Annotated in this window: 8 protein-coding genes and 3 pseudogenes; 4 read left to right on the forward strand and 7 right to left on the reverse strand. The window is 53.6% G+C overall.

Annotated elements, in window-relative coordinates:
* Nucleotide 1: 1 nt before the first annotated feature.
* Complete coding sequence (locus ABLV54_RS22880; RefSeq protein WP_248861015.1) at nucleotides 2-1,813, reverse strand: adenine deaminase C-terminal domain-containing protein; 1,812 nt, start codon at nucleotides 1,811-1,813, stop codon at nucleotides 2-4.
* A gap of 120 nt (nucleotides 1,814-1,933) precedes the next feature.
* Between ABLV54_RS22880 and ABLV54_RS22885 the strand changes: the two genes are divergently transcribed.
* On the forward strand, nucleotides 1,934-2,848 hold the full coding sequence (locus ABLV54_RS22885) for a LysR family transcriptional regulator (RefSeq protein WP_044524193.1): 915 nt from the start codon (nucleotides 1,934-1,936) through the stop codon (nucleotides 2,846-2,848).
* On the opposite strand, the gene ABLV54_RS22890 is transcribed toward ABLV54_RS22885, so the two are convergent.
* Both ABLV54_RS22890 and ABLV54_RS22895 read right to left on the reverse strand, forming a co-directional pair.
* Nucleotides 2,845-3,267 carry a universal stress protein gene (locus ABLV54_RS22890; protein ID WP_248861016.1) on the reverse strand — a complete coding sequence of 141 codons (423 nt, stop codon included), beginning with the start codon at nucleotides 3,265-3,267 and terminating at the stop codon, nucleotides 2,845-2,847. The genes ABLV54_RS22885 and ABLV54_RS22890 overlap by 4 nt on opposite strands.
* Before the next feature lie 140 nt (nucleotides 3,268-3,407).
* Entirely contained in the window at nucleotides 3,408-5,384 is a 1,977-nt protein-coding gene (locus tag ABLV54_RS22895; RefSeq protein WP_023290411.1) for an alkyl sulfatase dimerization domain-containing protein, read from the reverse strand.
* A 201-nt stretch (nucleotides 5,385-5,585) separates the two neighbouring features.
* Between ABLV54_RS22895 and ABLV54_RS22900 the strand changes: the two are divergent.
* Nucleotides 5,586-6,221, forward strand: a pseudogene (locus ABLV54_RS22900) (helix-turn-helix domain-containing protein).
* Between the two features lie 65 nt (nucleotides 6,222-6,286).
* Here the strand turns inward: ABLV54_RS22900 and ABLV54_RS22905 are convergent.
* Nucleotides 6,287-8,263, reverse strand: coding sequence for an alkyl sulfatase dimerization domain-containing protein (locus ABLV54_RS22905; RefSeq protein WP_248861019.1), 1,977 nt, complete (start codon nucleotides 8,261-8,263; stop codon nucleotides 6,287-6,289).
* Between the two features lie 274 nt (nucleotides 8,264-8,537).
* Here ABLV54_RS22905 and ABLV54_RS22910 point away from each other — a divergent pair.
* Nucleotides 8,538-9,093, forward strand: a pseudogene (locus tag ABLV54_RS22910) (transposase); the annotation flags it as partial.
* A gap of 8 nt (nucleotides 9,094-9,101) precedes the next feature.
* On the opposite strand, the gene ABLV54_RS22915 reads toward ABLV54_RS22910, so the two are convergent.
* Both ABLV54_RS22915 and ABLV54_RS22920 read right to left on the reverse strand, forming a co-directional pair.
* Nucleotides 9,102-10,364 carry an amino acid permease gene (locus ABLV54_RS22915; protein ID WP_248861020.1) on the reverse strand — a complete coding sequence of 421 codons (1,263 nt, stop codon included), beginning with the start codon at nucleotides 10,362-10,364 and terminating at the stop codon, nucleotides 9,102-9,104.
* Nucleotides 10,365-11,023: 659 nt separating this feature from the next.
* Entirely contained in the window at nucleotides 11,024-11,692 is a 669-nt protein-coding gene (locus tag ABLV54_RS22920) for an isochorismatase family protein (RefSeq protein WP_248861096.1), read from the reverse strand.
* Between the two features lie 623 nt (nucleotides 11,693-12,315).
* Here ABLV54_RS22920 and ABLV54_RS22925 point away from each other — a divergent pair.
* A pseudogene (locus tag ABLV54_RS22925) lies at nucleotides 12,316-13,101 on the forward strand (integrase core domain-containing protein); the annotation flags it as partial.
* A gap of 318 nt (nucleotides 13,102-13,419) precedes the next feature.
* Here ABLV54_RS22925 and ABLV54_RS22930 read toward each other — a convergent pair.
* On the reverse strand, nucleotides 13,420-14,287 hold an 868-nt coding region (locus ABLV54_RS22930; RefSeq protein WP_348814231.1), incomplete at its 5' end, for an acyltransferase family protein.

Consider the following 14,287-nt stretch of genomic DNA (forward strand, 5'->3'; position numbering starts at 1 on the left):
CTCAGGCTCCCTGAGGATTATTGTTGTGAGGCGTTGGCGCCGGGGTTTCCCGGCAGGCTATCAACGGGTCGACTATCTGGCGGCTGCCGCCGTCGGTCAGACCCAAATCGGTTAAATGCGGCCCGGCGTTACAGGCAAGACAGGTGCCTTCAATGGCCTTAAAGACCCGGTACGGCGGCTCCCAGTCGGCGACTTTGCTGCTCAGATCGCGCAGCTCGCGGAACTGACGCGCCAGCTCGGCGGCCGGGAGATCCGACAGCATGCCGGCAATCGGCATCGCCACATGGGCTAGGATCTCGCCCCGTTGCGCCAGCGCCATCCCGCCGCCGGAGGCGATAAGCTGGTTGGCCGCCTGCGCCATATCCTCAGCATTGCGCCCGAGCACCACCAGATTGTGTGAATCGTGGGAATAGCTGGTGGCGATGGCGCCGCGCAGCTCGCCCCAGCCTTCAAGCAGGGCGATTTGCGGCGTCGCCTGATGGCGGCCGTGGCGGTGCTTGACCCAGATCAGGCTGAAGCCGGCGGGCAGCTGGACCTGGCCGTCGCGGATCTGCACTTCGACCTCACCCCACTGGGTGAAGCGCGCGCCGCGGATATGGCGCAGGCGGGCGACGCCGTGGCGAATGCCCTTGATGCGCAGGATAAAGTCATCGGCGGCGAGGGGGGCTATCTGCAAGGTATCGCGCGGCGGCGTCACGCCCGGCGCCGGGGCGATCGGCTTCAGCAGGCGGCCGGCATGGGCCAGCCGTTCCCCGCCAACGTAGACTTCGCGGGCCGCCAGTTTCTCCAGGGAATCAAACACCACCAGGTCGGCGCGTCGCCCGGCGGCAATCAGCCCGAGATCGTGGCGCTGCAGGCGAATAGCGGCGTTGAGGGTGGCGAAACGCAGCGCATCGACCGCCGGTAATCCATGCTCGATCAGCAGGTTGAGCAGGGCGATGATCCCGCCTTTCTCCAGCAGCATATCCGGCGGCACGTCGTCGGTGCAGACGGTGATCTGCGAAGAGAGGTGCGGCAGCGTTTTCAACGCCGCCACGATATCCGGCAGCAGGTAGGGGTGCGAGCCGCGGATCTCGATCGTCAGCCCGGCGCGCAGTTTTTCCAGCGCGTCGTCCGCCGAGGTCAGTTCGTGATCGGAGGTGACGCCGGCGGCGAGGTAGGCCTGCAGGTCGGCGCCGCTCAGCCCGCGGGCGTGGCCTTCAATCAGTTTTCCGCTGTTGAGACCGGCCTGGACAATCTCCTGCATCCGCTCGCTACCGTGCAGCACGCCGTGCATATCCATCACTTCCGCCACGCCGCGCACTTCCGGCCAGCCGAGCATGGTCTCCATTTCCGCGCCGGCGAAATCGGCGCCGGACATTTCGAGGCCGGGGGTGGAGGGCACGCTCGACGGCGCGGCGACCATCACCTGCAGCGGCAGGTGGCGGCTGGCGTCTACCGCGTAACGCACGCCCTTGACGCCGAGCACATTAGCCAGCTCATGCGGATCCCAGAACACGGCGGTGGTGCCCTGGGTGAGGACGATTTCGGCGTAGCGCTCGGGCGGCAGGTGGGAGCTTTCGAGGTGCACGTGGGTGTCCATCAGGCCGGGCGACAGGTAGCCGCCGGACAGGGAATGCACTTCATGGGCGTCGACGCGGCTGCCGCGCGGGTGGACGCTGGCGATCATCTCGCCGACGATACCGACGTCAGCCGGGCGGATTTCGCCCGTGGCCATATCGACGATCTGCGCATCGACCAGCAGCAGATCAAACGGGGATTCGCCGCGCGCGGCCTGCACGGCGCGACGGCGGACTTGAGCATTGCTGGACATAACCACTCCGGCACAAGGATAATGCGGATACTCTAGGGGCACAGCAAACGTTTGCCCAGATGAATAAATTTATCACCCGATAAGCTCGGGTTATTGTGCAGGACCACCGTAGCGAACCCGATGATGAACGAACCCTGGCAGCGGCTGCCCGCGCTCTCTCTTAAACAGCTTCAGTATTTCGTCACCCTGGCCCAGCTGCGCCATTTTACCGATACCGCCAGTCGGCTGGCGATTAGCCAGCCGGCGCTGAGCAGCGCTCTGCGGCAGATTGAAACGGTGCTCGGCGGCAAGCTGGTCAACCGCACCGCTTCGGCGGTCACCCTGACTGAACTGGGGGCGGCGATTTTACCCCACGCCCAGCGGATCCTCAGCGTGGCGCAGGCGGCCTTTTTCGATATGCAGCAGATCGTCGAGGCGGGCGGCGACGGGACGGTGCGCATCGGCCTGGTGCCGTCGGTCAGTTCGCTGCTGTTTCCGCTGCTGCCGCAGACCCTGGCCCAGGCCTTTCCCCGCCTGCGTATTGAATTTCACGATCAGACTAACGATGCGCTCATCCAGGCGCTGTTGCGCGGCGAGATTGATTTCGGCATCGGGGCGATCGACAGCTCACTGCCCGCAGAACTGCTGGTCTATCCGCTGCGCGACGATCCCTTCGTGGCGGTGCTGCACCGCGACGATCCGCTGGCCGCGCAGGCGCATCTGCCGTGGAAACAGCTGGTGGGGCGGGACATTGCCGTCTTCTCGAAGGGCAATATTCAGCGGCTGGTAGCGGCATTAGTGGAGAGCCATCGCCTGACGCTGACCACCCGCTACCAGGTGGACTATATCGAAACCCTGTATGGCCTGGTGCGCTCGCGCTTAGCGGTGGCGATACTGCCGGAGCTGTACACCACCCATCTGCAGGACCCGGCGCTCAAGGTCGCCCAGCTGCAGCAGCCGGCGTTGACCCGCACGGTGGCCCTGATGCGCGGGCCGCAGGCGCTGCCGCCGCTTATCGAAGACTGTTTTTCCCTGCTGCAGGCCGCCTTGCGCTAGGGCAGGTGCTTGATCAGCACGTCTATGGTCAAGTGGTTGATGTACTCCAGCGAGTGTGAGGAGAGGACGCCCAGCAGCCGGTTATGGTGTCCGGCAATAATTAAATCGATCTGCCGCTGTCGAACGCAGGTTTCGACATCTTCAAAGCGGCGGGTGGTCACCAGCGAGAGGGTATCCACCGGCAGGGAGACGGTGCAGGCCAGCTCGTTGAGCAGGGCTTTGGCCTGGATCACCTCCTGGGAGACCTGATCGTCGCGCAGGCTGTCGGAAACATAGTTCAGCGCCCGGTAGTCGGTGCTGATGTGGGCGATAGTGATGCGCATGCTGTTCTCTTCCGCCATTCTGGCGGCATGCTCGAGCAGCGGGACGCCGTCCTGACTGCTGTTAATCAGTACCAGCGCATGGTGATAAAGCGCCATAAATACCTCCGCGCAAAAAAGTTGTCCTCAGCGTATTTTGAGCCGCGGGCGGGGGGATGGCAAACCCTCGGCGCGTTTGCCTGAAGATAAAGTTCCCCCGCGGCCTGGCAGGCGGCGGGGGAGCGTGGGGCGCGTTGCGCTTACGGGGTGACGATGTTGAACCAGAAGGCAAAGGTGTCCATATAGCTCAGCATTTCGTCGAGCTTAGCGCCATTGCCGCTAATGTTAACCTCGCCGTTGGCCTGAGCTTGCTTCAGCGTCTCCTGTTTCAGGATGATCTTATTCAGGGTGTCACGGCTGAGCGAGATGCTGGCGTCTGCGTTGTCGGCTACCGCATTGGCGGTATGGTTAAGCACGCCGTTTTCCAGCTCCAGTTTGTACTTGCCGCCGTCTTTACCGAGGTCGATGTTAAAGACCGCTTTAGCCGCCCCGGCTTTTTCGCCGTTGATATGCACCCCGAGGTAATCGAAGAACATTTCCGGCGTCATCGCCCGCACGGTATCCGGACTGGCGGTGTTCGGGGTCGGCAGTTTCTGCACGCCGTTACGCAGCTCCTGAGCGCCGGTGAGGTAGAAGTTGCGCCAGGTCCCGGCTTCCGCCTGATACCCGAGCTGCTCCAGGGCGTCGGCTTCCAGATGACGCGCCTGCTGATTGTTCGGATCGGCGAAGACGATTTTGCTGGTCACCTGCGCCACCCAGCGGTAGTTCCCCTGCTGGTAGTCGGCTTTGGCTTTCTGCATGATGGCATCGGCGCCGCCCATATATTCCACGAACTTCTTCGCCGCCTGCTCTGGCGGCAGCTCGTCGAGGGTGGCCGGGTTGCCGTCGAACCAGCCGAGGTAGAAGACGTAGGTCGCTTTCACATCGTGGCTGACGGAACCGTAGTAGCCGCGGCTGGACCACTGTTTCTCAAGGGACTCCGGCAGCTTGAAGTTGGCGGCGATCTCATCGCGGGTCATGCCCAAATTCGCCATCCGCAGAGTCTGGTCGTTGATATAGCGATACATATCGCGCTGACCTTTCATCAGCTTAACGATATTATCGTTGCCCCAGGTCGGCCAGTGGTGCTGCGCGATAATCACTTCCGCATCGTTGCCCCAGCGGTCGATGGCGGCATTGATGTATTTCGACCACGCCAGCGGATCGCGGATTTTGGCGCCGCGCAGCGAGTAGGTGTTGTGCAGGGTATGGGTGACATCCTCTGCCGCCTCGATCATTTTCTTCTCTTTGACATACCACAGCATCTCAGACGGCGCTTCCGAGCCCGGCGCCATCATAAAGTCATAGGTCAGGCCGTCGATCACTTCCTGCTGACCGGTATGGGTAATGTAGTTGGTCGGCGGGATCAGCGTGACGGTACCCGCCGAGGTGGTGGTGCCGAGACCGGCGCCAACCTGACCTTTGGCGTCCGGCTTCAGCAGGTTGCCATACATATAGCTGGCGCGGCGGCTCATCGCGGTACCGGCCATGATATTTTCGGAAACCGCTTCTTTCATAAAGCCGTCCGGGGCGTAAATCTTCACTTTTCCGGCTTTGACATCGGCTTCATCCACCACCCCGCGGATACCGCCGTAGTGGTCCACATGGCTGTGGGTAAACAGCACCGCCACCACCGGTTTTTTCGGCCGGTGGGCAAAATAGAGCGCCAGAGCCTCTTTAGCCGGTTCGGCGCTTAGCAGCGGGTCGATGATGGTGATCCCGGTTTTGCCTTCAATAATGGTCATATTGGAAAGATCGAGATTACGGATCTGGTAAACGCCGTCGGTGACTTTGAACAGACCGCCGATATTAAGCAGCTGCGACTGTCGCCACAGGCTGGGATTGACGGTGTCCGGCGCCTTTTCGCCCTCTTTGACGAAATTATATTTGGCCGGATCCCAGATAATATTTCCCTGGTCACCTTTGAGCATCGCCGGCGGCAGGGGCGCGATAAATCCCTGATGGGCGTTGTTAAAGTCGGTTTTATCCGCAAACGGCAGTTTACGGTATAGCGCCTGGTTCGCCTCCCGCGTGGCCGGTGTGGCATCCTGTTGTTGCGCGGCGGCGAAGGCGGTTACCGACAAAGACGATAACATTCCGGCCAGCGCCAGATTTTTGGCTATCTGATTTAATTTCATCACTACCTCTCAGGTAATTTATTATGCGGAAATAAAAAATATCTCCCGCTTAAAAAGTGAATGGCTTGTCGTTTATTCTAAAGACTAATATTCCGCTGAATAGTCCCATATGGGACTGGCGCGGCGCCGCTAAAGGATCCCCTCGTCTTTAGCAGGCGAGGGCTGCTATACTGTCGCTAACGGCGCAGGCGAGGGCAGAGAATGAATTTCCAGGAAATACATAGTTATTATAAGAGGTTAGCCATAGCCGACTTTTTTGCCGATATCCTCGTGGAAGGTGAAGAGGTTATTCTCGCCGCCAATAAAAAATGGTGCCCGCAGCCGGGGTATATTTATTTTTGCACCGAGGGTTCGCTATCCATATTAATGCCGGATGATGGGTTGAATATCGGTAATACTATTGAGCATATGCCGATTGGCCTGATGGAGCGGTATTGCCCGCTGGCGAAATTTGAATATACCGGAAGCGCAACCGTGACGCTGCGTAAAATTTCCTACGCCACTTTTGATCGCCTTTTTATTGCTACCCACCCGCAGCGCGTTGAGGCGCTGGCGAAGGTGTTGGTGTTCATGAGTATCTTTACCATCGACCTGCACAATGAACGTCGCCAGGTCACCAGCTACCAGACGATTCGTCCGATGCTGTATCGCTATTAGTATCGGCAGCATACGCATGAGGGTGAAAATGAGGGGCTGGCGTTATTTATCATCCGGCGTACCAATCTTTCGCGCACTCATGTGTTTCGCGTGCTGGCGGACTTAAAGGCGGGGGGATATATCACGATGAAACGTGGCAAACTGATCTCTATCGATCGACCGCTGCCTGCGGAGTACTGACCGGGCAGGAGATAATAACAAGGCGGGATCACCGCCTTGTTACCAGGATAGCCGTCAGCGAATCATTACGGCGTCACGATGTTAAACCAGAAGTCAAACGGGTCCATATAGCCTAACATTTCATCGAGTTTAGCCCCGTTACCGCTGATTTTAACTTCCCCCTTATCTTCCGCCTGCTTCAGGGTCTCTTCTTTGAGAATGATTTTATTCAGGGTAGCGCGATCCAGCGTCAGGGTGGCATCCGCCTCTTTGGCTTGCGCATTGGCGGTGTGGTTCAGCACACCGTTTTCCAGTTCCAGTTTATATTTACCGCCGTCATTGCCCAGATCGATATTGAAGACCGACTTCGCATTGCCCGCTTTTTCGCCATTAATATGGACCGCCAGATAATCAAAGAACATTTCCGGGGTCATGGCGCGGACGGTGTCCGGGCTGGCGGTGTTCGGGGTCGGACCTTTCACCACGCCGTTGCGCAGTTCCTGGGCGCCGGTAAGGTAGAAATTACGCCACGGGCCGGACTCCGCCTGATAGCCTAATTGCTCCAGGGCATCGGCTTCCAGATGACGCGCCTGCTGGTTGTTAGGGTCGGCGAAGACGACTTTGCTCACCACCTGGGCAACCCAGCGGTAGTTACCCTGGTCGTAATCCTCTTTCGCTTTCTTCAGGATGGCATCCGCGCCGCCCATGTACTCGACGAACTTCTTCGCCGCTTCTTCCGGCGGCAGTTCGTCAAGGGTGGCCGGGTTGCCGTCGAACCAGCCGAGATACAGCACGTAGGTGGCCTTCACATCGTGGCTGACCGAGCCGTAGTAGCCGCGGTTAGCCCAGGTATTGGCGAGGCCGTCCGGCAGCTTAAAGTTAGCGGCGATTTCATCGCGGGTCAGGCCTTCGTTCGCCATCCGCAGGGTCTGGTCGTTGATGTAACGATACAGGTCACGCTGACTCTTCAGCAGGTTAACCACGTTCTCGTTGCCCCAGGTCGGCCAGTGGTGCTGGGCCATTATGATCTCAGCCTTATCGCCCCAGCGAACGATCGCCTGGTTGATATATTTCGACCACGGCAGCGGCTCACGGATCTTCGCCCCGCGCAGCGAGTAGGTGTTATGCAGGGTGTGGGTGACATCCTCTGCGGATTCGATCAATTTCTTCTCTTCGATATACCACAGCATTTCTGACGGCGCTTCGGAGCCTGGCGCCAGCATGAAGTCATAGGTCAGGCCGTCTATCACCTCTTTCTGGCCATCCTTATCAATGATGTTGGTTGGCGCAATCAGGGTGACGGTGCCTGCCGAGGTGGTCGTCCCCAGGCCCGCGCCCACCTGGCCTTTAGCGTCCGGCTTCAGCAGGTTGCCGTACATATAGCTGGCGCGGCGGCTCATGACGTTCCCGGCCATGATATTTTCCGCCACCGCCGCTTCCATAAAGCCGGACGGCGCGTAGATTTTTACTTTACCCGCTTTGACGTCGGCTTCATCCACCACGCCGCGCACGCCGCCGTAGTGGTCAACGTGGCTGTGGGTGTAGATCACCGCGACGACCGGTTTTTTACCCCGGTTTTTATAGTAGAGATCCATGCCGACTTTGGCGGTTTCAGCTGAGACCAGCGGGTCTACGACGGTGATCCCCTCTTTGCCCTCAATGATTGTCATATTGGAGAGATCGAGGTTGCGGATCTGGTAGACCCCGTCGGTGACTTCAAACAGGCCGCTGATTTTGATCAGTTGCGACTGTCGCCACAGGCTCGGGTTTACGGTTTCTGGCGCTTTTTCCCCTTCTTTAATGAAGGCGTACTGGCCCGGATCCCAGATGACATTGCCCTGTTCGCCTTTGATGACCTCTGGCGGCAGGGCGGCAATAAAGCCTTTATGCGCATTGGTGAAATCGGTGTTATCGGAGAAGGGGAGTTGGTTGTAGAGGGCATCGTTCGCTTTTTTGGTCGCTTCGGTTGCCTCTTTGGCTGACGTATCTGCCCAGGCGGCGAAAGCGAGACTACTTAACATGCCCGCTAACGCTAACCCTTTCACTATCGGGGTTAATTTCATTGCAATCCTCATTTATTGCATGGTTCGTTCGGTTTTACCGATTTAACGCAGGTGACTGTTTGTTACATACTTTTTAAATATAATTGCGAATTTATATTCATCCATTTTTGCTTACAAAAAATGCAATATTACTTGAATATGACCTCTTTTGAGTGCCTGCAGGGAGGGGAAAAGAGACCCGGTCGGCGAGTGTTCTGTCAGTATCCCGCATCATCGTGCCCTTCACATTTAGCGATCCTCCGGCCTAATCACTCTGCCAACGAAGGCGATCGCTATGCATAACGCTCGTTTTATTGAACATCCGATCGCGGTCATAATTAAGCCGGTTGAAGCCGGAGGAACTGTTAAAAATGTCTGCCGGCAGGGGGATAACGCTGAAGCCAGCTGGTTTAACGGGAAGTCTAAATGTGGCGTTCTGAAATTAAACAGATAAAAGAGCTTGAGGAGGAGAAGCGGCGCCTTAAACAGATGTTTGCCGATCTCAGACTTGGGAACCGGGCGCTGAAAGACGTTATCGAAAAAAGCGTTAAAACCAGCCCGTAAGCGTGAGTTGGCCACGCATCTGATAACGTCAACCGGACTCCGTATCCGCCAGGCCTGCCGGGGTTTGAACCTGGGCAGAATGGTTTATCCCTACCGTCAGTCTATCCCGCATGACGAACCCGTTATTGCCGCACGGCAGGCGGCGGCTGAACGATACCCACGATACGGTTTTCCGCATCGTTACCCGGTTCTGCGACGGCAGGGGCGCCTGGGAGCACGAGACGAGCTACCGTATGAAAACGGCTCTGTTTACACCTGTACAGAGCCTCGCTATTTCTGAAGCCATTATCGCTGATTAAAACATGGACCAGAGCAACGCAGACAGCGTTGCCAGCCCCCCCAGAACAACCAGCAATACCGTCACGCCACGAAGCTGCGCCAGCGCCGGACGGGTGTATATGAGGTATGCGGGGATCAGGAACAGGATCACCGCAATCAGCGGCCCGCAGAAGGTTTCAATCAGGTTTAGTACATCCGGGTTCGTGTACACGATGCCAAAGGTCAGCAGAAACAGCGCCAGAGAGGCCATGCGTTTGCTGACGCTGGCCTTTTTCCCGGATACGCTGGCTGCCAGCTGACCGAACGTTTGTGCGACCGACAGACCCACGCCCAGGAAGGATTTCGTCATACCGATAATCGCGATGAGTGGGGCAATGTGGTAAATCAGGCTGAAGTCACCGCTTCCCTTCATCACGGACAGCACATTCAGGTTTTCCGCCTTCGCCTGCACAAAGTTGTCATGCGTGATACTCAGTACACAGCTCAGGACGAAGAAGAGGATACTGACGAAGATGGCTATATAGGCGATGCGGATCACGAACAACGCCTTGTTCTCACCCTCCGCTTTTCTTTCGCGGTAGTAAGAGGTCAGAGGAGAAACCATCGGCGCACAGCAGAACGAAAAGGTGATAAGCGGCAGCGTCAGCCAGATATTTTTCAGTGTCACCGGAAGCGGCGTGGCTTTCATTTCAGCCGCCGCTCCGGTCAGGTTAGACAGATGCCAGTTCGGAATAAGTGATATAGCGATCAGCAGGACAGATGCCGCGAATGGCAGTGCCAGCGCGCTCATGATGGCCACAACTCTGTCCCGCCCCTTGCTCAGTACCGCATACAGTGCAGCGACCACGATAAATGACAGCGGTCCACGGCTGATGGCGGTAATGTGCAGATGTTCTGTCAGGAAATTATTCAGCGCATTAATTAGCGCCACCCCGTAAACCAGTGTGACCGGGAAGAAGGTCACGCAGTAGAACAGCGTGATCAGATTTTTGTCACGTCCGTTGAAGAAGGAACCGAAGATCGGCAGCGATCCATTTTCAGTCTGCTCTTCACGCATATACACACGGCACAGGAGCAAATGTGGTATCAGGGATAACGGCAGGCCCAGCAGGAGCATGACAAGAAAAATGACCGGGCCACGGATGCCGATTTCCACGGGCAGGAACAGCGTTCCCGCCCCGACTGCTGTACCATAGAGGCCCAGTGTCCAGATGTTATCCTGCCAGTGCCAGTTAGGGCGTGTTGTTATATTGCCTGAGAGAGTAGTGGCTTTATTCATCATGTTTTACCGCGTTGTTAGAGGGGCGACGATTTTATTTAATTTTTTTCTTTCTGTAGTCGTCGATGCGCCATGACGTCGCTGGAGGGAAGGATTTGATTTCGCATACCGTAAACCTTATGTGTATGCCTGCAATGATTATCGTTGTTCTTTGACGATGTTTTAACAGGCGGTTAATCATGAAAGGGATTTGTTAAATTAATAAACAAATAACGCCTGACTTTCCCTGCCTGTACGTTTGCCAATTAAAAAATAAATACCTTAGCTTAATAAGTATCATAAGCAGTCTTAATATTGAAGGGGGTATTTATTCGATTTATTCATGGGGTTTGAAAATAAACCAACCCACTGGCAATTAAAAACATTATAAAAACAATATTGTCACCAGCTCATATCTTTCGAACGGCGTCGTAACATTTGACTGTATTGAATGGTGGTTAAGGGGCACGAAGCATCGTTATGTCTGTTATTCAGAAAAAATACTCACATAAGTATCCGCTCCGGTTGGGGAGTAAAACATCCTGTCCCTGAAACAGGGTTCGGCACAGGACGTTTAATATCAGGTAAAAAGAGGACAGTGCTGTTTCTTTTGGCCAGTATCGCAGGGCTGACAGGAAACAGGCTTTCGCCTCTGGCCCCTCCTCAGGGAGCTCCGGACTTTACTGATAATGTTCCAGATTGGTTTCAGGGCCGGTTCTGGCTATTTCCTGTGCTTTTGCAAAACTTTCAATCAGGCACTTGTACTCAGGACAGACATGCTCTGCCAGGATTTCAGCAAAGCGGGAGCCTTCTGCACGATTCCACGTTCTCATGAGTTCCGCGACAATGGCAAATGTATCTGTCGGGATCGCACCTGCCTGTGCCACGCGCGCAATGGTCGTATCGGTCGCGATTTTTGACCAGTTACCCGAGGCATCCACAACACAGTAAACGTTGTACCCTTCCTGGACGGCACTCACAGCAGGAAACGCCATGCAAACGCTGGTGAGTGTGCCGGCAATAATCAGGGTTTTTCGGCCTGTCTTTTCAACTTCCTTCACAAACGCCGGATTGTCCCACGTATTAATCTGCCCGGTACGCGGAACATAGATGGCGTGTGGTGCATACTTATGGATCTCCGGGATAAGAGGACCATTGGGACCGTCAGGAACAGAGGCCGTTGTGATCACTGGAATGTTTAAAAGCGTGGCGACCTTGGCAATCGCTGTAACATAATTACGCAAGTCAGGGACAGGCACATCACGTACTGTGTTGAATAATCCACTCTGATGATCAATGAGTAAAATTACAGCATCATCAGCATCAATCATACCGTTTGTTGCAGCCATATTAATATCCTCATATTACCTTTTAAGCGTCGTCAGCTAATCCAGCACCGCGGTTTTACATCCATTTGTCACGTTTTTAATACATTGATAATCCATAATTAATGGTAGATTGATTCAGTAAAAACACAGCATATTTTCAAAACAATGGCTGCAGGATATTCCCGGCGTTGCTGACCATCACCCCAGACGACATGGTCCGTGTAGAAAAGCTGAAGGAGCAGGTCAGGGGAGGCCTGCCAGCCTTCGTTGACAGGGACGCAGGCATGACCCGAGGGAAATACTGCTCGTACAATATCATCATACCCAGTCTCTGGGGGCGGCCGGGCAGCGTTAGCCAGCGGTAAGCCATATGCATAGAGCAGACATCCGCATATGCTTGATATATACCTACCCGCGCCATCTCATATATTGACCCCATGCTGAGCTGTCCGTGCTGCTAAAATAGCTGGAATCGGCACGGTGTCGGGAAAATGATTGGTGGGAGTCACCATGAGAACTGCATCTGAGAGATCTTCCGACATACTGATTATGTCCACTGAGGAGAGTCCCATGCGTAAAGCCCGATTCGCCGAATATCCGATCATTGCCGTTATGAAGTCCGTCGAGACTTTGCCATGTGTTGACGCTAGGCCTGCAGGACGTTTTTGCTGAGCAGGACGGTGTATCTTTATCCGCCGGTCCCCAGCGTGATGAATCGGTGATCTATGCGTTGACTGAGCTGGCAGAAAGCTATCCTCGCTACGGTTTTAAGATGCTGTTCCAGCTGCTGTACAGGCAGGGTAATACCTGAAACCATAAACGCGTTCACCGGGTTTACTGACTGCTGAAACTGAATTTTCGTTGCAGTGAAAGGCTGCGTTTTCCTGTACGTAACCCGACGCCACTGGTGACGCCTGAAGCTCTTAACCAGAACTGGTCGATAGATTTTGTGCACGATGCGCAGGTTTGTGGCAGGCGCTTCCGGATCTTCAATGTGGTGGATGGCTTTAACCGCGAAACCCTCGCAATAGCAATTGACTTGAATATCCCGGCGCAGTGGGTTGTGAGAGTGATGGATAGAATAGTGGCAAACCGTGGATATTCACTGACGGTACGGGCGGACAATGGACTGGAATAAATCTCACTGGCTCTGGTGCAGTGGGCTGAAGAGTATGTTGTAATACTGGAATTTATTAAACTAGGTAAACTAAAGCAGAATGCCTTTATCGAACGGTTTAACCTGACCTACCGGACAGAAATACAGGTTTTTTTATCTGTTCAGCACTCTGAATGAAGCTCAGAAAATTACAGAACGTTGGCTGGTTGAATATGAATGCGAGTACCCCCATGAATCCTTGAATAATCTGACACCGGAAGAGTACCGGCTGATGGCTGAAACCCCGGAAATTTCAAAAAGTACATGGAACTAAAACTAGTGTGTTTAAACGTTTCGGTAGTATTAAGTCCTGTACAAACAGCTGTAGCTGTGTCGGTATTGGCTTCTGATTATGGTACGAATATTTTGTTATTTCACCTCAGGAAGAACGTCTAACTATGGGATACAGCACTTATCATTAGGCTGCACCACACACGGCAATGATACTGAAACTGATGGAGAAGGAGGGGGTAAGCTCATTACCCTTACTATTATAAATCTAATGGAAAATCTTTATATATTTTATCGGTGGCGTTAATTAACACTCGCCACCTTCATTATGATGCTAGTTCTAATTGAGTTTTTTGTTTATCTAAGTTGGCTCACCGTAAAAAAATTTATTTAACAGTTTGTTTTTATTGTGGGCGTAGATGAAAAACAAGGAAAGAGCAATAACTAGAAGAGTTACTATGATATAATACAATGAATTATTCGTATCAACGAGCGTAGCCACTATACTTATGATAGCTACATGCCAAAGATATACTGGCAGTGATATTTTTCCAAGTTTTGTTAGTAAGTTTTCATTAATAATTAACGATTTTCGGCACGTAGTGACTGTTAAATTGATAAGAGATAGATTAAATAAATACCAAAACATCGCATCAAGAAGTGGGGAGGGATTAATAAAATGTTTCAACAGTGGTACTATGAGGCATAAAATCAGAGATACATCTACCCTTATACTTACTATAGTATCATTTCCTAAAATATACCCAAGCAAAAAGAATGAGTAATAATAATAAAACCTTTTATCACCCAAATATTTTATTAAGGGATATGAGGAGGTTAAAGTTTCACCATAAGCATACCACGTAATAGAGACTATTGTTGATATAATAAACGCCCCAAAAATAAACCTATTGTTTTTGTTGATTATTTTTGTGTACGAAATAAAGAGCAGAATGGCTGGGATATACCATAAATGATAAAATGGGTAAATAATAGCGCCGACAATATGTTTGATATGTATTTTACTGATACCTATGGATAGATAAAAATATGAGCATGTGTATGCTAGAAAGGCTATTGCATATGGGGTTAGTAATCTTGTGTTATACTTGGTAAATAATGATTTAAATGTTTGTTTAAGATTTTTGTCTTTAATAAAGTATCCAGTTACTGCTAGGGAAGGTGCGAATAAGCAGGTCATTTCTTCCCAAGCTGACTCGCTGATTAAA

It is taken from the genome of Klebsiella sp. JB_Kp042, assembly GCF_040065275.1.
Taxonomy (GTDB): Bacteria; Pseudomonadota; Gammaproteobacteria; order Enterobacterales; family Enterobacteriaceae; genus Klebsiella; species Klebsiella quasipneumoniae.